The organism is Longimicrobium sp. (genome assembly GCF_036399255.1).
In the GTDB taxonomy this organism is placed as follows: domain Bacteria; phylum Gemmatimonadota; class Gemmatimonadetes; order Longimicrobiales; family Longimicrobiaceae; genus Longimicrobium.
Genome location: NZ_DASWNM010000040.1, coordinates 45,401 through 65,333 on the forward strand (window position 1 = coordinate 45,401; position 19,933 = coordinate 65,333).

Annotated in this window: 18 protein-coding genes and 1 pseudogene; 4 read left to right on the forward strand and 15 right to left on the reverse strand. The window is 71.1% G+C overall.

Going from position 1 to position 19,933, the window contains the following annotated elements:
• The first annotated feature begins 150 nt into the window (after positions 1 to 150).
• Both VGC13_RS06780 and VGC13_RS06785 read left to right on the forward strand, forming a co-directional pair.
• Positions 151 to 1,278, forward strand: coding sequence for a ribonuclease D (locus VGC13_RS06780; RefSeq protein ID WP_331124468.1), 1,128 nt, complete (start codon positions 151 to 153; stop codon positions 1,276 to 1,278).
• Between the two features lie 66 nt (positions 1,279 to 1,344).
• The gene (locus VGC13_RS06785; protein WP_331124469.1) at positions 1,345 to 1,581 is read left to right on the forward strand and encodes a hypothetical protein; all 237 of its coding nucleotides are present in this window, start codon (positions 1,345 to 1,347) and stop codon (positions 1,579 to 1,581) included.
• Positions 1,582 to 1,665: 84 nt separating this feature from the next.
• On the opposite strand, the pseudogene VGC13_RS33410 reads toward VGC13_RS06785, so the two are convergent.
• The 9 genes and pseudogenes from VGC13_RS33410 to VGC13_RS06835 form a co-directional block, all read right to left on the reverse strand.
• Positions 1,666 to 2,241: pseudogene (locus VGC13_RS33410) on the reverse strand (PIN domain-containing protein).
• Entirely contained in the window at positions 2,238 to 2,702 is a 465-nt protein-coding gene (locus VGC13_RS06800; RefSeq protein WP_331124472.1) for a helix-turn-helix domain-containing protein, read from the reverse strand. The pseudogene VGC13_RS33410 and the gene VGC13_RS06800 overlap by 4 nt, the downstream one beginning before the upstream one ends.
• Before the next feature lie 180 nt (positions 2,703 to 2,882).
• Positions 2,883 to 4,157 (reverse strand): dipeptidase, encoded by a 1,275-nt coding sequence (locus VGC13_RS06805; protein WP_331124473.1) that lies wholly within the window; start codon positions 4,155 to 4,157, stop codon positions 2,883 to 2,885.
• A 57-nt stretch (positions 4,158 to 4,214) separates the two neighbouring features.
• Positions 4,215 to 4,892 carry a hypothetical protein gene (locus VGC13_RS06810; RefSeq protein ID WP_331124474.1) on the reverse strand — a complete coding sequence of 226 codons (678 nt, stop codon included), beginning with the start codon at positions 4,890 to 4,892 and terminating at the stop codon, positions 4,215 to 4,217.
• Between the two features lie 382 nt (positions 4,893 to 5,274).
• Complete coding sequence (locus VGC13_RS06815) at positions 5,275 to 6,615, reverse strand: sensor histidine kinase (RefSeq protein ID WP_331124475.1); 1,341 nt, start codon at positions 6,613 to 6,615, stop codon at positions 5,275 to 5,277.
• A 16-nt stretch (positions 6,616 to 6,631) separates the two neighbouring features.
• The gene (locus VGC13_RS06820; protein WP_331124476.1) at positions 6,632 to 7,297 is read right to left on the reverse strand and encodes a cobalamin B12-binding domain-containing protein; all 666 of its coding nucleotides are present in this window, start codon (positions 7,295 to 7,297) and stop codon (positions 6,632 to 6,634) included.
• Entirely contained in the window at positions 7,294 to 7,683 is a 390-nt protein-coding gene (locus tag VGC13_RS06825; RefSeq protein ID WP_331124477.1) for a hypothetical protein, read from the reverse strand. Before VGC13_RS06825 ends, VGC13_RS06820 begins: the two co-directional genes overlap by 4 nt.
• Positions 7,680 to 8,015: an antibiotic biosynthesis monooxygenase gene (locus tag VGC13_RS06830; protein ID WP_331124478.1), complete on the reverse strand. Its 336-nt coding sequence runs from the start codon at positions 8,013 to 8,015 to the stop codon at positions 7,680 to 7,682. Before VGC13_RS06830 ends, VGC13_RS06825 begins: the two co-directional genes overlap by 4 nt.
• Before the next feature lie 75 nt (positions 8,016 to 8,090).
• Entirely contained in the window at positions 8,091 to 8,663 is a 573-nt protein-coding gene (locus tag VGC13_RS06835; RefSeq protein WP_331124479.1) for an NUDIX hydrolase, read from the reverse strand.
• Positions 8,664 to 8,794: 131 nt separating this feature from the next.
• On the opposite strand from VGC13_RS06835, the gene VGC13_RS06840 reads away from it, so the two are divergent.
• Together VGC13_RS06840 and VGC13_RS06845 are read left to right on the forward strand one after the other, a co-directional pair.
• Complete coding sequence (locus VGC13_RS06840) at positions 8,795 to 9,013, forward strand: CsbD family protein (protein ID WP_331124480.1); 219 nt, start codon at positions 8,795 to 8,797, stop codon at positions 9,011 to 9,013.
• Between the two features lie 741 nt (positions 9,014 to 9,754).
• Positions 9,755 to 9,988 (forward strand): hypothetical protein, encoded by a 234-nt coding sequence (locus VGC13_RS06845; protein ID WP_331124481.1) that lies wholly within the window; start codon positions 9,755 to 9,757, stop codon positions 9,986 to 9,988.
• Between the two features lie 103 nt (positions 9,989 to 10,091).
• On the opposite strand, the gene VGC13_RS06850 is transcribed toward VGC13_RS06845, so the two are convergent.
• From VGC13_RS06850 to VGC13_RS06875, 6 genes are all read right to left on the reverse strand, one after another.
• Positions 10,092 to 11,459 (reverse strand): Ig-like domain-containing protein, encoded by a 1,368-nt coding sequence (locus tag VGC13_RS06850; protein WP_331124482.1) that lies wholly within the window; start codon positions 11,457 to 11,459, stop codon positions 10,092 to 10,094.
• A 316-nt stretch (positions 11,460 to 11,775) separates the two neighbouring features.
• A complete protein-coding gene (locus VGC13_RS06855) occupies positions 11,776 to 14,064 on the reverse strand; it encodes a LysM peptidoglycan-binding domain-containing protein (RefSeq protein ID WP_331124483.1) in 2,289 nt (762 codons plus the stop codon).
• A 659-nt stretch (positions 14,065 to 14,723) separates the two neighbouring features.
• Positions 14,724 to 15,866, reverse strand: coding sequence for a PrsW family intramembrane metalloprotease (locus VGC13_RS06860; RefSeq protein ID WP_331124484.1), 1,143 nt, complete (start codon positions 15,864 to 15,866; stop codon positions 14,724 to 14,726).
• 5 nt (positions 15,867 to 15,871) lie between these two features.
• Positions 15,872 to 16,357: an SRPBCC family protein gene (locus VGC13_RS06865; protein ID WP_331124485.1), complete on the reverse strand. Its 486-nt coding sequence runs from the start codon at positions 16,355 to 16,357 to the stop codon at positions 15,872 to 15,874.
• Positions 16,358 to 16,367: 10 nt separating this feature from the next.
• A complete protein-coding gene (locus VGC13_RS06870) occupies positions 16,368 to 17,531 on the reverse strand; it encodes a glycosyltransferase family 2 protein (RefSeq protein ID WP_331124486.1) in 1,164 nt (387 codons plus the stop codon).
• A 291-nt stretch (positions 17,532 to 17,822) separates the two neighbouring features.
• A complete protein-coding gene (locus VGC13_RS06875) occupies positions 17,823 to 19,019 on the reverse strand; it encodes a S8 family peptidase (RefSeq protein ID WP_331124487.1) in 1,197 nt (398 codons plus the stop codon).
• Positions 19,020 to 19,933 lie beyond the last annotated feature (914 nt).

The window sequence follows — 19,933 nt, forward strand, 5'->3', positions numbered from 1 at the left end:
AACGGTCATCCCGGCGGTGCACGTCCCCCGGCGGTGGCCGAAGGCGCCCGGTGGAGCGCGGGGCGTTCCGGTTGAGGCCGCGAAACGAGCGCGGACCTTGCGACGGCTGCACCGCGCGGCGATTTTGCGGGCTTCCTCGACGCCGAGAGCATGGACCACGAATACATCGAACGTCCCGACCAGCTGCTGGCGCTGGTGGACGAGCTGAGGGGAGAGACGCTGCTGGGGGTCGACACCGAGGCCGCGGGGTACCACCGCTACTTCGACCGGCTCAGCCTGCTGCAGATCTCGTCGCGCACCCGCAACTACCTGGTCGACCCGTTCTCCGTAGGCGACCTGGCGCCGCTGGGTGCGCTGTTCGCCGACCCCGCCGTCGAAAAGATCTTCCACGACGCCGACTACGACGTCCGCATCCTGGACCGCGACGCGGGGCTGCACCTGTCGGGGCTGTTCGACACGCAGATCGCCGCGGCGTTCCTGGGCGAGCGGCAGCTGGGGCTGGGCAACATCGCCGAAAAGTACCTGGGCCTCAAGCTGCCCAAGGAGTTCCAGCGCGCCGACTGGGCCGAGCGCCCGCTGAGCGACGGGATGAAGGAGTACGCGGCCACCGACACCGCCCACCTCCCGGACCTGCGCGACCGGCTGAAGGAGGCGCTGGAGCAGAAGGGCCGGCTGCACTGGGCCCAGGAAGAGTTCCTGCGCCGCGAGCAGACCCGCTGGACGGAGCCCGAGGAGGGGCGCGAGGCGTTCATGCGGATGAAGGGCGCGCGCGACCTGGCCCCGCGCGGCCTGGCCATCCTGCGCGAGCTGCACGAGTGGCGCGAGAGCGTGGCCAAGGAGCGCGACCAGGCCACCTTCCGCATCCTGGGCAACCAGGCGCTGCTGGAGATGAGCGCCTCGCCCCCCGCCGACGTGCGCGACCTGCCGCGCGTCACCGGCCTGTCCGAGGGGATGGCGCAGCGGCGCGGGCGCGAGATCATGGCCGCCATCGGCCGCGGCCTGGCGGTGCCCGAAGAGGAGCTGCCGCGCTGGCCCCGCTCGCAGCGCTGGGAGCGCGACGTGGAGCTGGAGGCGCGCGTGGAGGCGCTCAAGGACGCGCGCACCCGCATCGCCAACGAGCTGGAGCTGGACCCCGGCTTTTTGATCAGCAAGGCGCTGCTGGAAGAGATCGGCCGGGCGCAGCCCAGGACGCTGGAGGCGCTGGAGGCGGTGCCCGGCGTGCGCCGCTGGCAGGTGGAGGCCGCCGGCGAGGGGCTGCTCAAGGCCATCCGCCGCTGACGCACATCATCAGAAACCGCCGCGCCACGATCATCAGGCGCGACCGTACTGGAGGATACGAGGACGATGCGCACCATCAACGACGACCACGGCCGCCCCTGGGAGGCCATCGCCATCCCCACCAAGGTGGCGCACCTGCGCGACGGCGCCCAGCTGGCCTTTCGCGGCGAGGCCGGGGCCACCGTCACCGCGCCCATCGACTTCAACAGCCTGGACGCCGCCGGCTTCGCCATCCGCACGATGAGCGAGAAGGAGCTGCGCCGCCGGCTGGAGTGGGCGAAGACGGCGGCCGGCGTGGTGTAACTGCAGGGGATAGGGGAGAGGTTACGGGGGACGGCCCCCGCCGGCGAGAGATGCCGGCGGGGGCTGTCGTTCGTCGGGGGGCAGCTATAGATCCACGCCGGCCTCCCGCAGATACTCGGCGCTTCGCTTCAGCCCGGATTGGCTTAGGTGATCCAGGTACTGCTCCACCGTCTTTGGCGGTTTGCGGAGCTCGGACCGGTGACGGCGAGCGACGGCGTAGACTTCTTCGGGATGGCGCCCCAGCAGGTCCAGGACGAACGCGTCAGGGCGGCGGACTTCGATGCCGTAGCGCGCGACGGCGCGCCTCGGGAAGTCCCTGGTGTTGAAGGTCACGATCGCTTCCGCCTATGCTTCGATCGCCGCCGCCAGGACGTGCCGATCATCAGGGTCGGGCAGCGTGATGTCGGTCATGTGCCGCTCGAATCCTTCCACCACCGCTCCCGGAACGGCCGCATCCATCAACCTGCGGGTGCGCTCCAGCTGTTCGCGGGTCAGATCAGGGCGGTTGATCAGCAGGTTCCGGATCCACTCCTCGTGGATCACGCTCGACCATCGCGCGCTGACCAGTCCCTGGCGCGCCAGCCGAATCAGGAAGTCCCGGAGCGCGGCGGGATACAGGACGTTGGCATCGTAGACCGCGATGACCGGCGTCGCCGTCACTCGTAGCCCATCCCGAGCTCCTGTGCCTGCTCCACGAGCTCGGTGAACGCGCGGTCCGCTTCCGCATCCATACGCGCCTTGTACTCCAGCACGTCCGCAACCCGGATTCGCCGATGCGAGCCGGTCTTTTTGAACGGAATGCGGCCGGACTCCAGCAGCTTGATCAGGTGCGGGCGGGACACGTTCAGGAGATCCGCGGCTTTCTGCGTCGTGATCTCCCGGTCGATGGGAGACAGCGCCACCGCATGTCCCTGCGCCAGCTCGCCAAGGATCATCTCCAGCATGCGAAACGCGATCGCCGGAATCGTAAGCTCCTCTTCCGTTTCGCCCGAAGCCACCGTGACCTTGAATTCACTCGGCCGGCTGTCGAGGCGGCTCATCTGCGACGAGCTCCGCCGTGCCAGGCGCACATCCTCTTCGCTGGGCCGGATCGGCGTCATCAGCGTCTCGGTCGAAGTCATGGCTCGTTCCTTCTGGTTCAGCGTACCTCTTCATCTGCATCAAGTATAGCCACAATCGAAATAATCGCAACGGCAGGGCGGACCATCTATCACACGGAAAAGGGAGCCGCGGCGACCGCGGCTCCCTTCTCGTGCAGGCTGTAACCTGTCCCCTGTAACCTGTAACCTATCCCCTGTCCCCTATCTTTTCGGCTGCACCAGCCAGCCGTCCATCACGTCGATGACGGCCTGCGAGGGGCCGCGCTCGCGCTGCAGGCGCCCGGCCACCTCCTCCGCCTGGCGCATGACGCGGATGACGTTGCCGCCCAGCACCTTGCGCACGTCCGCCTCGGAGTAGCCGCGGCGCAGAAGCTCGGCGGTGAGGTACGGGAAGCGCGAGACGTCCTCCATCCCCGCGGGGAGCGAGGTCACGCCGTCGTAGTCGGAGCCCAGCCCCACGTGGTCGATGCCCGCCACCTTCACCACGTGGTCGATGTGGTCCGCCAGCGTGGCCGTGGTCCCGCGCGGGACGGGGTTGGCGCGGCGCCACTCGTCGTAGGCACGCTGCGCGGCCGGCGGATCGTTGGGAAACTGCTCGCGAAAGCGGCGCTGCACGGCGTACATCCCGCGCGCCTGCGCCGCCGCCGTGGGCTCCACGAAGCCGGAGTAGAAGTTGATCATCACGATGCCGCCGTTGGCCGGCAGCATCCGCAGCACGTCGTCGGGCACGTTGCGCGGATGGTCCGCAAGGGCGCGCGCGGAGGAGTGCGAGAAGATGACGGGCGCCGCGGACACGCGGATGGCGTCGGCCATGGCTTCGTCCGACACGTGCGACAGGTCCACCAGCATCCCCAGCCGGTTCATCTCCCGCACCACCTCTTCGCCGAACTTCGTCAGTCCGCCGTGGCGCGCGCTGTCGGTGGCCGCGTCGGCCCAGTCGATGGTGCTGGTGTGCGTAAGCGTCATGTAGCGCACGCCCAGCTCGTGGAACTGGCGCAGCGCGTCCAGCGAGTTCTCGATGGCGTGCCCCCCCTCGATGCCGATGAGCGACGCCACTTTTCCCGCGCGATGGATGCGCACCACGTCGTCGGCCGTGCGCGCCAGCTCCAGCTCCGGCGACGCGTCCGTCATCCGCTTGATGAGCCCGATCTGCTCGAGCGCGAACGCCGCCGCCCCGTTGCCGATGCGCTCGACGGGGACGTACGCGGCCCAGAACACACCGCCCACGCCGCCCGCCCTGAGCCGCGGGATGTCGGTGTGCTGCCGCGGCAGGCCGCCGCCGGGGTTCATCACCGACAGGTTGCCCTGCGCCTTTTCGCGGATCTCCCACGGCAGGTCGTTGTGCCCGTCGACCAGCGGCGCCGCGGCGTGAATGCGGCGCGCGCGCTCCAGCAGCGCGTCGTCCTGGGCGGCGGCGGGAACGGCGGCGGCCAGGGCGGCCGGTAGCGCGGCCGCCACGATCATGCGATGCTTCATCTGGGGAGGGTGTGGGGACGGAACGGGCGCCGCCGCGGGATCCTCGGCGCGCAACGTTTACTGCGCGATCATGCCGCGGAACACGGCGGCGGTTCGCAGCGCCAGGGTCTCGGAGCGGCCCACCCACTCCATCTCGGCCACCACGCGGCGCCGCTCGACGAAGGCGTCGTTCACCACCGGCGCGGTGGAGAACTCCTGCGCCTTGTCCGGGGGAACCAGCAGGAGCAGGTCTTCGCGCCGGGGCTCGCCGGAGCGGCCGTACTTGCACACCGCGGCGGGCACGCTGCCGTCGCGGATGAGCGACGCCACCGAGCGCGGCGCCGTGTGGCCCACGATGATGGTGAAGTTCTGGGGCGCCTCGCAGAACACCTCCGCGCGCACCACCTTGCCCACCGCGGCCTCGCCCTCCACCACCAGCCGCTCGTAGCCGGCGGTGCCGTAGGCGTCTTCCGGGCCGCCCGCGGCGGCCTGCGGGTTGGCCGGGGCCACGGTGGTGCCGCCCTCGGCCGGGCGCTCCACCAGCGTCTCGTCGCGGGGCGCCACGGGCTCTTCGTCGCCGCCCCCGCGAAGCAGCATGACGACGGCCAGCGTGCCGATGACGCCGTACGCCACCAGCGCCCACGGCCGCCGCCAGGGCGGGGCCGGCGAGCGGCGCTCCACCCGCCTGCGGTCGTTTCCGCGGCGGTCGCCCGCGCGGGGCGGGTGCTGCGGCCCTTCCTCCGTCTGCTGCGACATGCGTTGCCTGTGGACGTGTTTCTTATCGTGGACCCGGCCGCGCGCGTGCCGCCGGCCGCGGGTCTTTCGTTCGATGCCCGCCGCTCGGGCAGGGTTGTGCCGTGTCCCCGGCCGATGCTCCGCCGCGGTTCGCGCGAATGGATTGCGGCGCTCGCCTCGATTCGGACCGGTAACGGGCGTCCGCCTGCGGGAGCGAATGATGCCCGTTGCGGTTCTAATGCGGTAGCGTGCCGTCCGCCCGCTGGAGCGAATGAATTCGCCGCTGGAAAATCGCAAAGTCCGCCTGCGCGGACTCGGCGGCCCGGCGGTGCGCGGCGTCCAACGCACCTGCGCGTCCGCAACGAAGCGACATCCGCGCCGCTCCGATCCCTCGTATCGACCGCTACTCGCCCTTGGGCGGCGCGGTGGGGAGCGTGAGGCGGAAGGTGCTGCCGACCCCGACGGTGGAGCTGACGTCCAGCGAGCCGCCCAGCACCCGCGCCAGCCGGCGCGAGATGGGCAGGCCCAGGCCGGTGCCTTCGCGCGCGCTGGCCACGTTGTCGGCGCGCCCCAGCTGCACGAACTCGTCCCAGATGCGCGCCTGGTCCTCGTCGGGAATGCCGGGGCCGCCGTCGGTGACCTCGATGGTGATCCCCCCCGAGCGCCCGGGCGACACGTGCACCCACACCGGCGACCCCGCGCCGAACTTGATGGCGTTGGAGATCAGGTTCATCAGGATCTGCCGCAGCCGCCGCGGGTCCGTGCGGATGACGGGGACCTCGCCGTGACGCAGCAGCCGCAGCTGGGTGCGCGTGCTCTCCGCCAACGGACGCAGGCTCTCCAGCAGGTCCTCCACCACCTCGGCCGCGTGCACCTCTTCGGGCTGCACGTCGGGGCGGCCGGTTTCCAGGCGCGACAGGTCCAGCACATCGTTCACCAGCTCGCGCAGGTGCCGCGCGGCGCGCTGGGCGCGCTCCACGGCCAGCTCCTGCTGCTCGTTCAGCGAGCCGTACACCTCGGCCAGCAGCAGGTCGTTGTAGCCCATCACCGCGTTGATGGGGGTGCGCAGCTCGTGGCTCATGGACGCGTAGAAGCGGTTGCGCGCGCCCAGGGCGATCTGCAGCTCGCGGCTGCGGCGCTCCAGCTGCTGATTGGCACTCAGGAGGTGGTCCTGGCCGGAGTGCAGCTGCTCGGTCATGGCCAGGAGCTCCTCGTTCTGCGCCTGCATCTCCTCGTTCTGCGCCTGCAGCGTGCGCGCCAGCCGCTCGTTCTGGCTGAACTCGCGCTCCAGCTCGTCCAGGGCCCGCGCAAGGCGCGCCTTTTCCTTGGCCAGCTGCCGCTGCGCGTTGGCCTGCTCGCTGTTGGCGCTGGCCAGCTCCTCGTACATCTGGTCGAAGCGCGGGTCCCGCGGCGCCTCGACCAGCCACAGCCGCGTGCCCTCCTCGTCGCAGACGGGGTAGAACGAGTGCGGCTGCAGGGTGTCGCGCCCCTCCAGCATGAGCTCCCACGCGGCGCCCAGGTCGTCGCACGGCTCGTAGGCGGCGCGGGTCAGGATGGTGTCCAGCTTGCGGCGCGAGGCCTCGTCGAGCACGGCTCCAAAGGGGGCGCCCACCACCCCGCGCTCCAGCGCGCGCTCCAGGCGCCCGTTGGAGTCCAGGACGGTGCCGTCGCGCGCCAGCTCCAGCACGAAGCCGGGAAAGCCGCGCAGCAGCGGGTGCAGCCCAAGGGAAGCCAGCTCCTTCATCCCGCGAATCTCTCCTTCATGCAGCGTCCTTCATGCCGCCGAACCGCTCCTTCAGCCGCTCGGCGGCTTCTACCGCATCCGCGGCGGTGAGGTCCGCCCCCAGCCGTTCCGCCAGCCCCGCGTCGTCGGCAAAGGCGCGGCCGCCCACCACGATCACCGGCCCGCCCTCCGGCACCGCCGCGCGAATGCCGTCGATGGCCGCCCGCACCCGCGCCACGTGCGGGGCGATGGAGGCCGAGAGCGCCACCACCTGCGGCCGGCGCTCCACCACCATCTGCACCAGGTCCTCCACGGGGACGGACGCGCCCAGGAAGACGGTGTCCCACCCCTCCATCTCCAGCACGTCGCAGATCATCCGCAGCCCCAGCTCGTGCCGCTCCTGGTCGGCGCAGGCGGCAACCAGCAGCGGGCCCGGCTGCGCGCCCCCGGCGAAGAGCTGGTCGTACAGCCGCGCCATGGCCGCCTGGGTGATGGCGGTCGCCAGGTGCTCGTCGGCCACGGTGATCTGGTTCTCCTGCCACAGCCGGCCGATCTCGCGCATCACGGGCTGAAATACCTCCAGGTACAGCGGACGGATCCCCATCCCGTCCTGCACCGCCCCGTCCACCACGGCCATGGCGTCGCGTCGGCTGCCGGCCAGCAGCGCCCGCAGGTACTCCTCGCGCACCTCCTCGGCCGTCATCCTTCGCCCGCCGCGCGCAGCACCTGCACCCCCGCCCGCAGGCACCCGGCCACGGCCTGGGCCTGCTCGGGGGGCAGGCGCGCGGCCACGTCCGACTCCATCAGCTCGAACGAGCGGGCCAGCTCGTCCGTGGGCACGCCGCGCGACCGCAGCACGCCGTCGCACCAGGTGGCGTAGCGGGCGAACATCGCGGGGTCGTCCAGCTCTACCGCGGGCGCCAGGTACTCCAGGTTGTACCGCATGTCCTGCAGGCACTTCAGCCGGCCGCGCTCGCCGTACTTCTCCACCATCCACGGCATCTCGGCGTACAGCAGGCCGGTGACGGAGCGGGCGACGACCTCCTTGAGGTCCAGCAGCGCCACGGCGGCGGCGGGGCCCGCGCTCACTGCACCCATTCCGGCGCGGCGCGCGAGTCCATCAGCACCTCGAACGCCTCGTGCCGCACGCTCGTGCGGGCCATGATCTCGCCCGGCTCGCGGCCGTGCGAGACGGCGTGCTCCTCGCTTCCCATGTAGCGCCTGAAGGCCTCGCGGCTCTCCCAGGCGGTCAGGAAGGTGTGGGTGGCCCCGCCGGCCTGCGGCCGCATCAGCTGCAGGTACAGAAAGCCGGGAAACCCGTCCACCAGCCGGGAGCGCTCGCGAAAGTGGCGCTCCAGCTCCGGCTGGTCTTCCTCGGGAACGGTGAGGTGGGAGATGAACACGAACATTGAATCGGTCACGCGCACACGCTGGGCAATTCAGCAGAAATAAGGTCAGGGCCACGCATCCGCAAGGAACGCGCGCCCGGTTCTCCGTCACGCACCGTCCCGGGCGTCCGCGCGCCACAGGTCGTACAGCGCCAGCGCGGCCACGGACGGGGCGGTGTCGATCTCCCCGCTCAGCACCCGCCGGCGGGCCGCGGCCAGCGGAACGCAGCAGACGCGGGTGTCCTCGCCCTCGTCCAGCTCCTTCTCTCCCGCGCGCCGCACGCCGCGGACCACGACCACGTGCAGGCGCGCGGTGGTCCACGAGGGGTTGATGATGAGCGACCCGATGCACACCGGCTCGCCCCCCGCGTACCCCGTCTCCTCGCGCAGCTCGCGGGCGGCGGCGTCGCCGGGGGCTTCGCCCTCCTCCACGATCCCGGCGGGGAGCTCCAGCGTCACGCACTGCACGGGATGGCGCCACTGCTGCACCATCACCAGCTCGTCTGTGTCCGTCAGCGCCAGCACGGCCACGCCGTCGGGCGCCTGGGCCACGTGAAAGGCCTGTACCGAGCCGTCCTGCGGCGAGCGGGCGTGGAGCGCCCGCACGCGAAACACTTCGAAGTCGCCCTTGTCCTCGTCGCGCACCACCTCCCACGGCCCCGGCCGCCGATCATCCCCCATCCCCAACCCCTCCAAGCGTGGTCCCCGGCGCGTGTCGATAAGACGCAATCCGTTGCAGGGCATATTGTTTGCCACCGTGTCAGCAGCCCCGTGAATCGGGAGATCTGTACGCCATACCCCGGAGGCGAACGATGGCGGACGACGTGACCGGCAAGGCCACCCACCTGGGCGGCAAGCTGAAGGAAGGGCTGGGCGACCTGCTGGGAGACCGGCAGCTGAAGACCGAGGGCCAGCTGGAGCAGGCCGAGGGCGTGGCCGAGCAGGACGCCGCCCGCGCCGAGGAGGCGCTGCGTGAAGCCAACCTCCGCAAGGCCGCCGCCGAGCAGGCCCAGCGCAACAACGGGCTCTGACGGTTCAGATGGGCCTCGATGGATGGTTTCCGCCCTCCTCCGGTGCTTCCGGGGGGAGGGCGGAGGTTTTTGGGGGGGCGGCAGGGTGCGGCGGGCACGGGCGGCACGGGCGAATGAATTCGCTGCAACAACCACACGAAGACCGCCTTCGCGGACTGGCGGCTCTGCAGTACGGTCAAGTACCTGCCACGTGGCGAGTTCTGAGTCAGCCGCCAGGCACGTGAGCCGCGGCATCGCGATCGAATTCTCCCCTTTCTCCCGCGCAGTGGGGAGGGGGGCGGGGGAGAGGGGGCCTTTCGGACGCCAGCCCAAAGCCTTTTCGTCGAGTCTCGAGATCGAGCGGCAACCCCAACCTCCCCCAGCAGTTTTGGGGGAGGTGGCGAGCCTAAGCGAGCCGGTGGGGGCGCCCGCGGACGCAGCGTGATCCATCCGTTGCGCGATCGAATTCTCCCCTCTCCGCGAGGATCGAGCGGCAACCCCAACCTCCCCCAGCAGTTTTGGGGGAGGTGGCGAGCCTAAGCGAGCCGGAGGGGGCCGCCCGCGGACGCAGCGTGATCCCTCCGCCGCGCGATCGAATTCTCCCCTCTCCGTGAGGAACGAACGGGGAGGGGCCGGGGGAGGGGCACCGCGTCGGACGCAGCCCGATGCCCGGGAAATCTCGCGTTTCCCCTGCCGGGCGCACTCCATGCATGCTCTGCCCGCCGGAGAACGCGAACGGCGGACGAAAACCGGAGAGTCGCAATGCACAGGGTGCGCGTGGTGCGGTCGTTCTACGACCAGTCGGAGCCGCACGTCGGTAAGGTGGGCGAGGTGATCGGCCACTGGGGCGCCGACAACAACCAGGAGGGCCGCGACGGCTTCATGGTGCAGTTCGAGGACGGCACCGTGGTCGGCTTTTCGGAGAACGAGGTGGAGGACGCGTCCGATGCGCAGCCCGCCGCCGAAGACGAACAGGCCGCGGAAAACCCGGTCTGACGCTCGGTCACCAGGGTGCAGCCGCACCCAGATCATCTGGGCGAGAGCACGCGCAGGCGCGGAGAGATCTCTCTCCGCGCCTGCGTCTTTTCCGTCCCGGCCGCTATGGCGCCTGCTTTGGCGCGCCGCGCTGGGACGACGGGGCAGCGCCGCACTGCGTGCTCTGCGACGCGCTGGAGGTCAGCTGGAACTGTCCCAGCCCGCTGCCGTACGCCGCGGCTCCCAGCAGGTACGTGCCGGCCGAAAGGCGGATGTGGATCAGCGAGTTCAGGCCGCCGCCGCTGTCGTCGTCGTGGGCCAGCACGGTGCCGCCACTGTTCAGCACGAAGAGGTACGTGTCGTACTCGGCGTTCATCCTGAACTCCAGGCACTGCTCCGACGGAACGGCGAATGAATAGACCTCGGCGTTGCGGCCGGCAACGACGCAGCGGTCGGGCCGGAGCGTGTCGGACAGGGTGGTGAACAGTGTGTAGGTGCGGCGGCCGCACGGCTCCAGCGCGGTCGCGGTGAACTCGACGGAATCCAGCCCGGCGGTGGTTGCGATCAGGCGGTTGCGCCCCATCTCTCCCAAGACCCAGCTGCCCACCCGGGCACGGCCGTCCGCGCCCGTGACGGCCGTGCCGCCCGTAACCACGCCGCTGCCGGCCGCGGGAGTGAACATCACTGTGCGGCCAGGGATCGGATTGCCGAACGAGTCCGCGACGCGCACCGACGGCGCCACCGAAACGGCGAAACCGGAGTACGCCGACTGCGCGTCCCCCGCCACCCGGGTGAGGGCGGCCGGCGGCCCGGGAACGGCCGTCACGCTGAACGACTGCGGCTCCAGCGCCCCCATCCCCGCCAGCACCTGCAGGGTTCCCGGCTGGTTGGGCATCACCAGCATCACACGCGCGTGCCCTTGCGCGCCCGTGGTCACGCGGGTGGCCGTCAGCAGCCCGCCCGACGCGGTAAAGTTCACCAGCATCCCCGGCACCCCGTTGCCGTACTGGTCCACCACGCGTATCGCGATGGAGTCGGCCAGCGGGGTCGCCACCGCGGCGGACTGTCCGTCTCCACCCGTCTTCTGCAGGGCCGCGGGCAATCCCGGCGCGGCGGTGGCGCGGAACACCACCGGCTGCAGCCCCGGCACGGACGCGGTGAGCGTGTTCTCCTGCGCCAGCACGCCCATCACCCAGTTGGCGGCCACGGCAACGCCGCCGGCATCCGTGAGCGACGAGGCCGCGACCGTCCCCTCGCCGCCGGTGACCGCAAAGGTCACCTGTACCCCCACCAGCCCGCGGCCCCTGTTGTCGCTCACGCGCACCGCCGGGGGCACCGGCACAGGCGAGGCGACCGCCGCCGTCTGCGCGACGGCGGTCATGGCCACCAGCGACGCGGGTGCGGCGGGGCCGGTGGAGCCGCCGTCGCCGCAGCCGGCCGTGGCGAACAGCGCGAGCATGGCGGTGCGCCGCAGACATGCGATCTGCTTCATGATGAGACTGCCTCCAGATAAGACCAAGCGCGAGCCACCGGCATCCGCGCAGCGCGGAAACCACGTACCGCCAGTCAGGATCGTTCCTGGAGAGGGAAGCGGAACCAGGGCGGGGAGCCGGGGAGGGATAGGCGGGATTAGCGCCTCTGGTCCCATGCTAACACACATGCATCCCATATGCAATGTGAATGTTCCTGAAGGGAGCGCAACTGGACGTCCTCTCTCTGCTTTACGGACCGACTTCGCCCACGTGAAAAAGACCCTCTCCGCCGCGCGGAGAGGGTCTTGTTATTACGTCATCATCGCCCTCGCAGGCTCAACTCTGCGGGATGCGCAGCTTCTGACCGGGCTGGATCTGCGCGTCTTCGGCCAGGTCGTTGGCGCGGCGCAGGCTCTCGACGGTGGTCTCGTAGCGCCGCGCGATGCCCCACAGCGTCTCGCCCTCGCCCACCGTGTGCTCCCGGCGCGCGGTGCTCGCGCTTCCGGAGCGTGCGGCGCTGGAGGATGACGACGGGCGCGCGGTGGAGGCCGAGGCTCCCGAACTGCTGGAGGTCGTGGACGACGGCCGCTGGGTGGATGCCGGGCTTCCCGCGTTGCTCGAGGACGGCCGCTGGGTGGATGCCGGGCTTCCCGTTCGCCGCCCCGCCGACGCAGAATCCGCCGACCGGCGGGTGCTGGATGCCGATTCGCCCGACGCGCGCCGCTCGCTGCTGCTCGGTGTCGTGCGGCTGCTGGACTCGGTCCGCGCGGTAGAGGCCGCGGTGGAGGAGCCGGCCGCACGGGGGATGCGCAGCGTCTGACCGGGCTGGATGTGGTCGTCCTCGTCCAGGCCGTTGGCCTCGCGCACCGCATCCACCGTTACATCGAAGCGGCGGGCGATTCCCCACAGCGTCTCCCCATCCTCCACCTTGTGCGACCGGCTGGCCGCGGACGATGAGGATGATGACGATCCGCTGCGCGTCCCCTCGTTACGCCGCGCGGTGCTGGCGGACGTCGTCGGGGCAACGGATGTGGATGCCCGCTCACCCGTGCGGCTCGCCCCGCTCTCACGCGCGGAGGACGATGCGCGCGGCGTGGAAGCCGATGCCGAATCGCTCCGCCGCGCCGCCGACGCGTTGCGTTCCGACGCGCTCGCCCCGCTCCGCCGCTCCGACGAGGACGCGGCCTCCGTGCTCCGCCGCGACGCAGGCGATGCCGACTCGCTGCTCCGGCGCGCAGTGGAGGACGACGCCTCGCCGTTGCGCGTGGAGGATGACGACGATTCGGGGCGGCGTGCGGAGGAAGACGAGGACTCGCCGCGGCGCGAGGAAGCCGATTCCGACGATCCGCTACGGCGCTCGGTGGAGGCTTCCGTGCGCGACTCCGACGGGGCGCCTTCCTCCGCGGGAGCGGGATCGCCCAGGACGCGGGGGCCGCGGCGGGAGGCGACGCGCTCGGCGGGGCGGGCGTCGAGCGTGCGGACGGCGTCGGCGTACAGGCGAATGCGGTCGCCGGCGCGCAGGTTGTCGAGGTTGGCGGACAGGTTCAGCGTGCGGATGCGGTCCGCGGGCACGCCGGAAAGCTCGGCCAGGCGGCCCAGCGACTCGCCCTGGCGCACGCGGTAGACGGAAAACCCGCCGCGCTGGCGGAACTCGGAGGTGGCGAACGCCTGCTGCAGCGGCGCGGCCTGCCCCAGCGGCACCCACACCCAGTAGTTGCGCGGCGCCACCTGCCGCAGCATGTGCGGGTTCAGGTCCAGTAGCTCGTTCACCGGCAGGTTGCCCACCTGCGCCAGCACCGAGAGCGGCGTCGCGATGTCCACGCGCACGCTGTCGTACGCGAACCGCCGCCCGCCGGCGGACGCCGGGTAGCCGAAGCGCTGCGGGTCCTTGCCGATGATGGTGACCGCGTACAGCCGCGGCACGTAGCGCCGCGTCTCCTGCGCCAGGTTGCCGCGCTGCGCCACGTCCCAGAAGTCCACCGCCGCGTAGCGCCCCATCGCCCGGTTGATGCGCCCCTCGCCCGCGTTGTACGCCGCGGCCGCCAGTGACCAGTCGCCGCGCATGCGCCGGTGCAGGTCGCGCAGGTGGCGCGCGGCGGCGTGGGTGGCGCGCACCGGGTCCATCCGCTCGTCCACCAGCGTGTCGATGCGCAGCCCCATCTGCCGCCCCGTGGCCGGCATGAACTGCCACATCCCCACCGCGCCCGCGTGGCTGCGCACCGTGGGGCGGTAGCCGCTCTCCATCATCCCCAGGTGGTGCAGGTCGCGGGGAATGCCGTACGAGGCGAACACGTCGCGCACCCACTCGTCGTACCGGTCCGCGGCCCGCAGCCAGCCGGCCACCACCTCGTGGCGCTGGTTGACGAGGAAGTCCAGCTCGCTGCGCACCCACTCGTTGGCCACCACCGGCAGGTCGTACTGCGCGCTGCCCAGCAGGTCCGCCCCCACCGGCGTGGGCGCGCCGGGGAGGGCCGTCCCCTCTTCCACCGGCATCACCGGCTCCACCGCCGCGGGTGCCGGGGCGGCGGGGGCGGGCGCCGGAACGGACGCAACGGGCTGGCGGCCGGGCGCGCACGCGGCGCTCAGCGCGAGCAGCGACAGGCCTGCGGCGGACTTCAGGTACATCGGCCCTTCGGTTCAGGAACGCGGCGGATCGGGATCGTCGAACAGGGCAGTCAAGCCGCCGTCCGTGCGCGAAGGTAGCGCACGGATTGGACATGGGCCAGCCTGTGCGGGGATGGAACGGCATCGAACTGCGTCCGCGGGGGTGCCCCTCCCCCGGCCCCTCCCCGTTCGTTCCTCACGGAGAGGGGAGAATTCGATCGCGCTTAGGATGGTTGGGTCCGAAGGACGGCGCCCCCTCCGGGCTCGCATTACTCGCCCACCTCCCCCAAAACTGCTGGGGGAGGTTGGGGTGGGGCAGGGGATGGACGCGTTACGGCCAAGGGTCGAGCTGCGCCCGAGAGTGGCCCCCTCTCCCGGCCTCTCCCCCGCAAACTGCGCGGGAGAGAGGTGACGCGCGCCGCACCTTCCGAGCGCGTGGTAAGGAAAACGCGAACGCAGTCTGCGGAAACGGAATCGAATTCTCCCCTTTCTCCCGCTCCGTGGGGGAGAGGCCGGAGAGGGGGGCCGCCATCATCCCGCACCACCCCCCGCCGAAGCACCCCGCCCCCTGCCCCACCTCAACCTCCCCCGGCAGTTTCGGGGGAGGTGCGAGCCTGAGCGAGCGGAGGGGGCGCCCGCGGGTCGCACCGAGCCCGCCCCCACCTCACCCGTTCACCCGTTCACCCCCTCACCCGTTCACCAACCCGTCCGTGCTCGTACAACTCGCACAGGCGGCGCAGGTACTCCGCCTCGCGCGCGGCGTCCGCCTCCGCGCCCAGCGTCAGGCCGCGGAGCACGCGCCAGCGGTGAAAGGCCAGCTCGCTGGCCACGCGGTGCAGCTCGCGGCGCGTGCGCCAGTGCTGCACGCCGCCGTGCCTCCACGCCTGCATGCTGGCGGCCATCCGCCGGCGCACCCGGCACAGGCACTCCAGGTCCGCGTCCGTCAGCACGCCGTCGCCCACCAGCGGCTTCAGGTGGTCGCGCAGAACGCGGCTTTCGCGGCGCAGCGACAGGTAGATCAGGGCCAGCACGCCGATGAACGCCGGCAGCATCACCAGCATGTACAGGACGAAGAACCACCCCTCGAACGTCGCCGCCAGGTTCCACAGCGAGTGCAGCGCGATGGCCGCGGTAAGGCCCAGCACCGGCGCTGCCCAGCTCCTTCCCTCGCCGTGCCGCTCGCGCACCAGCCCCAGCCCGATGCCGAACATGCTGGTGAACAGCGGGTGCGCAAAGGGCGAGATCATCCCCCGCAGAAAGAAGGTGAGCTGCGAGCTCTCGCGGCCGCCCGAGATGGCCTCGCCGTAGTACTGCACGTTCTCGATCATGGCGAAGCCCAGCCCCACCATGGCCGCGTACACCACGCCGTCCACCACGCCGTCGAACTCGTCCTTGAGCTCGCGGTACAGCACGAAGAGCGCGAAGCCCTTGGCCAGCTCCTCCACCACCGGCGCCGTCACCAGCCCGGCGAACAGCTCCGCCGCCGGCGCGCCGCCGATGGCCGTCATGACGTCGACGCTCAGCATGTTCACCATCAGCGCCACGAACACGGCCACCGTGGCGCCCCAGGCAAAGGTCTGCAGCAGGGTCAGCGGCGGCTCCGGCTCGAAGCGGTCCAGCCACAGCGCCAGGATCACGTACACCGGCACGGGCGCGGCCGCCACCACGAAGCCCAGCCCGAACGCGCGCAGCCCCAGGTCGCCCGCGATGAGCCCCAGGCTCAGCACGCCGCACACCAGCGCCGCCCGCGTCAGCATGGGATGCGGATGCACGGGCGCCGTGTGGGGGTGGTGCAGCCGGTCCAGGAACCGGGACTCGTTCACGGCCATCAGGGGGTCAGGCGGGGGGATTGCGGGTCGGGGTACACGCCGAACATCTCTTCGAGCACGCGGCGGCGATGGTCGAAGATCAGCTGCAGCCGCGGGCCGATCAGGAACGGGTGGACCGCCCGGGCGCGCTTGGGCAGGGCGTAGTGCACGATGTCGCGCATGGCCACGCCGCCGGGGATCTCGCTGAACAGGTGCTGGTGGTGCCAGAAGCGGTACGGGCCAAAGCGCTGCTCGTCCACGAACATGCGCGGCTCGTCCATGTGCGTGATCTCCGTCACCCAGGTGATCGGCACGCGCAGCAGCGGGCGGACGGTGTAGGTGATGATGAGACCGGCGTACATCCGCTCCGGCAGCGGCGACGTCACCTTGAACCCCATGTCGGGCGGGGTGATCCGGGCCAGGTTGCGCGGATCGGCCACGAACTCCCACGCCTGTGCCACCGGGATGGGCAGGCGGATCTCGCGTTCCAGCACGTGCAGCTTCATCGTCCCCTCGTCACCCGGTCCCAGGCTCCATGGCCGCGTACTCGCGCCCCTTCCACCGCACCCGCCCACCGCGCGCCACGCTGCGCAGCACGATCCCGCACATCACCAGCGCGCCCACGGGCACCAGCAGTGCGTACGCCGGGTTGTGCCCGTCGCGCCGGTACATCGCCGCCCAGAACGCCGTCCCCGCCGCCTGCGCCACCGCCGCGGCGGGGACCCACGGCCACCCCGCCATCCCCAGCGCGCCGCGGACCAGGACCAGCGGCGGCAGCAGCCAGAAGAAGAAGACGCCCGCCAGCAGCAGCCAGGGCACCACGGCCGCCAGCGGCCCCGGCGCCGTGCGCCGCGACGAGAGCGCCAGGTTCTTGCTCCACCCGTCCACGATCTCCGCCAGCGAGCGGTACATCCGCACGCTCAGAAAGCGCTCCGCCGCCACCAGCAGGGGCGGATGGCCCAGGGCGTGGAACCGCTGGGCCAGCGCCATGTCCTCGGCCACCTCGTGGCGCACGGCGCGGTGGCCGCCCGTCGCATCGTACGCGTCGCGCCGGACAAGAATGTAGCCGCCGAGCGCGATCTTGTCGCGGGTGCCGGCGGAACGGTTGACGCGCTCCGGGTCCGGGTAGCGGGCCAGGAACAGCATTCCCACCTGCGCCATCACCACCCGCTCCCAGAAGCCGCCCAGCACCTGCCGCGGGATGGCGGAAAGCAGCGCCGCGCCCCGCTCCGCCAGCGCCGCCACCGTGCGCCCCACCAGCTCGGGGTGGGCGGCCACGTCCGCGTCCGCGAACGCCAGCAGCTCGCCCCGCGCGGCGCGGACCCCCTGCTCGCACGCCCACGCCTTGCCGAACCACCCCGCCGGCAGCGGCTCGCCGGACAGCACGCGGACGCGCGGATCGCCCTCCGCCGCCGCCCGCGCCGCATCCCCCGTCCCGTCCGTGGAGCCGTCGTCGACGACGATGATCTCCAGCCGCGGGTGCGCCGACGCCCGCAGCGCACGCACGCATTGCCCGATGTTGAGCGCCTCGTTGCGCGCGGGGACGATGACGGACACCCGCGGCGCCTCCGCGTCCGGCGGCGCGCTCCAGTGCTCCAGCGCGGGCCGCCTGCGCACGAAGGCGGCGGCCAGCACGGGCAGCAGCAGCCAGGGAAGCGCGAGCAGCAGCGGAAGGGTCAAGCGGAGGCGCTTTGCGGATGGAGGTCGTTGCGCGGGTTGAACCTACGTTCTTTGCGCCCGGTTTGGAAGTGCGTCGCGGTGACGGGCAGGAATTAGATGCCGGTTCCACGAAAAGGTTTGTCTCATACCAGATCCGGGAAAAGAATAATCGTACAGAGGAACAGAGTCAGACAGAGAAAACGAGATCATGCTTCCACTCGCTTTCTCTGTTTGACTCTGTTCCTCTGTACCCTACAGGTGTTGTTTTCCGGATCTGGATGAGACGCGAATCCCGCTACGGGCGGCGGATCATCAGAACTTGGTGTAGAGCAGCAGGTTGGGCGTGCCGCCGCCGGCGCTGGCGGAGTGCAGGGTGATGCGGCCCACCGTGGCCAGGGAAAGTATCGTGGTCTCCACGTCGTATGGCGTGGCCGTGGGCACCCACGACAGGTACTGCGCCGCGACGCCGGCCACGTGCGGCGTGGCCATGGAGGTGCCGCTGTTGACGTACGTGGCCGTCGTGCTGCCTACCCACGCCGAGGTGATGCTGCTTCCCGGCGCCAGCAGGGTCACGCAGCGCCCGTAGTTGCTGAAGCTGGATTCCTGGTCGGTGCTGGTGGTGGCGCCGACGGTCACCACGCCCGGCGCGCCGGCCGGCGACTGCAGGCAGGCGTTCTGCGGCACGCCCGCGTAGTTGCCGTTGCCCGCCGCCGCCGCCACGAAGAAGCCCGTCTTGACCATGCGGGTGGCCGCCTCGCGCACGGAGGGGACGTCGCCGTAGCCCAGGCTCATGTTCACCACCGCCGGCAATTTGCCGTTGCGGGTGATCCAGTCCATCCCCGCGATGGCCATGGACGCGGTGCCGTTGCCCGAGCAGTTCACCACCCGCCCCGCGACGATCCTGACCTGCTTGGCCACGCCGTACGTGGTGCCGCCGATGGTGCCCGCCACGTGGGTGCCGTGCCCGTGGCAGTCTGCCGCGCTGCCGTGCCCGTCGCCCACGAAGTCGCCGCGGGCGCCGTTGTCGATGTAGCTTGCGCGCGGGTACAGGTCGACGTGCCTGGAGTTGACCCCCGTGTCCAGCACGTACGCGGTCACGCCGGAGCCCGAGTAGTTGTAGCTGTAGGTGTTGTTCAGGGGCAGGTCGCGCTGGTTGATGCGGTCGATGCCCCAGGTGGCGGGCGTCTGCGTGACGTACGCCATCAGCTGCGCCGGCGCGTCCACGTCGATGCGGGCCACGTTGGGGTTGTGGCGCAGCGCGTTGATCTGTCCCGCGTTCAGCTGCGCGGCGAATCCGTTGATGGCCGCCGTGTACACGAAGCGCGGGCGGATGCCGGCCACCGCCGCCACCGACGCGGGGCTGGCCCCCTCCCGCAGCACCACGATGTAGCCGTCGCTGGGCGATGCGGAGGGCAGGGGGATCACCGGCACCGCGGCCGTGGGCACGGTGGACGGGTCGCTGCAGGCCGCCAGCGCCAGCAGGGGGAGCAGGGCGAAGATGCGCTTCATGGAGGGTTCCTCCGGAACCGATGAGGCCGGCGCGCACGCCGGCGGAGTGCCCCGCCGAGGGAGCCGGCGGGGCGGGAGAGCGGCCTTCCGGGAGCACGTGCCGCGCCGCGATGCGCTGGTCGACAGACTCCAGCAAATAGCCCGTTCCAGCGGACCGCCTCTCTCGATCGCGCCGTCCTGGCGGACCACCGCAGGTACAGCTTGGGGCGCTCTTGCCCCAACTGCGACCGTCGCAGTTTGCGAAGGGCGCACCGGGCCGGGTGGAAGGGGACAAGGGTGGACGGATGTGGCGGTGCGTTTCCGCGGGGGCCCTCTCCCCCGACCTGCCTTTTGCTCGTTCCTCGCAACGGCGGTCGACCCCTCCCCCAACCCGGGGGAGGGGTTGTGCGCGGGTCCGGGGCATCCGAACGCGAGCGGGTGAAGCCCCGCCGGGCGAGCTCCGCGAGCCGCCACGGGCTAAAGCCCGCGGCTAGAAGGGCCATAAGCCCCGTCTCGGCGCCGCTCACGCGGCACCGAACGGGGCTTCGACCACTCGTGATCCTCCGTCCACGCGCAACCCTCACGCGTGGACGTGATCGATCGAACGGGTCCGGCGGCACCTCCGCTCTTCGTCGCACCTCGGACGCGGCCCATGCGAGCAGGTGAAGCCCCGCCGGGCGAGCTCCGCGAGCCCAGGGCGGGGCTTATGGCGTTTCCAGCCGTGGGCTTTAGCCCACAGTTGTCGAAAGTGGTAAACAGAGTGAACATTAGAGGCTGACGCATGAACGATGGGAACCCTCAGCAGGAGGAACCATGGCGGCAAATCGAGTCAGCCTCGAAGAACTGGAACGCGTCCTACCCGCCCGGCAGGTAAGCAAGCTGGCCGTGAAGTACGGGGTGGATGCACGCAACCAGCATCGTCTGCCCGGGGCCAC

Excerpts from the sequence above, each read along its gene's own strand:
- VGC13_RS06780 (WP_331124468.1), top strand. The coding sequence starts at position 151 with ATGGACCACGAATACATCGAACGTCCCGACCAGCTGCTGGCGCTGGTG.
- VGC13_RS06785 (WP_331124469.1), top strand. The coding sequence starts at position 1,345 with ATGCGCACCATCAACGACGACCACGGCCGCCCCTGGGAGGCCATCGCC.
- VGC13_RS06800 (WP_331124472.1), bottom strand. The coding sequence starts at position 2,702 with ATGACTTCGACCGAGACGCTGATGACGCCGATCCGGCCCAGCGAAGAG.
- VGC13_RS06805 (WP_331124473.1), bottom strand. The coding sequence starts at position 4,157 with ATGAAGCATCGCATGATCGTGGCGGCCGCGCTACCGGCCGCCCTGGCC.
- VGC13_RS06810 (WP_331124474.1), bottom strand. The coding sequence starts at position 4,892 with ATGTCGCAGCAGACGGAGGAAGGGCCGCAGCACCCGCCCCGCGCGGGC.
- VGC13_RS06815 (WP_331124475.1), bottom strand. The coding sequence starts at position 6,615 with ATGAAGGAGCTGGCTTCCCTTGGGCTGCACCCGCTGCTGCGCGGCTTT.
- VGC13_RS06820 (WP_331124476.1), bottom strand. The coding sequence starts at position 7,297 with ATGACGGCCGAGGAGGTGCGCGAGGAGTACCTGCGGGCGCTGCTGGCC.
- VGC13_RS06835 (WP_331124479.1), bottom strand. The coding sequence starts at position 8,663 with ATGGGGGATGATCGGCGGCCGGGGCCGTGGGAGGTGGTGCGCGACGAG.
- VGC13_RS06840 (WP_331124480.1), top strand. The coding sequence starts at position 8,795 with ATGGCGGACGACGTGACCGGCAAGGCCACCCACCTGGGCGGCAAGCTG.
- VGC13_RS06845 (WP_331124481.1), top strand. The coding sequence starts at position 9,755 with ATGCACAGGGTGCGCGTGGTGCGGTCGTTCTACGACCAGTCGGAGCCG.
- VGC13_RS06850 (WP_331124482.1), bottom strand. The coding sequence starts at position 11,459 with ATGAAGCAGATCGCATGTCTGCGGCGCACCGCCATGCTCGCGCTGTTC.
- VGC13_RS06855 (WP_331124483.1), bottom strand. The coding sequence starts at position 14,064 with ATGTACCTGAAGTCCGCCGCAGGCCTGTCGCTGCTCGCGCTGAGCGCC.
- VGC13_RS06865 (WP_331124485.1), bottom strand. The coding sequence starts at position 16,357 with ATGAAGCTGCACGTGCTGGAACGCGAGATCCGCCTGCCCATCCCGGTG.
- VGC13_RS06875 (WP_331124487.1), bottom strand. The coding sequence starts at position 19,019 with ATGAAGCGCATCTTCGCCCTGCTCCCCCTGCTGGCGCTGGCGGCCTGC.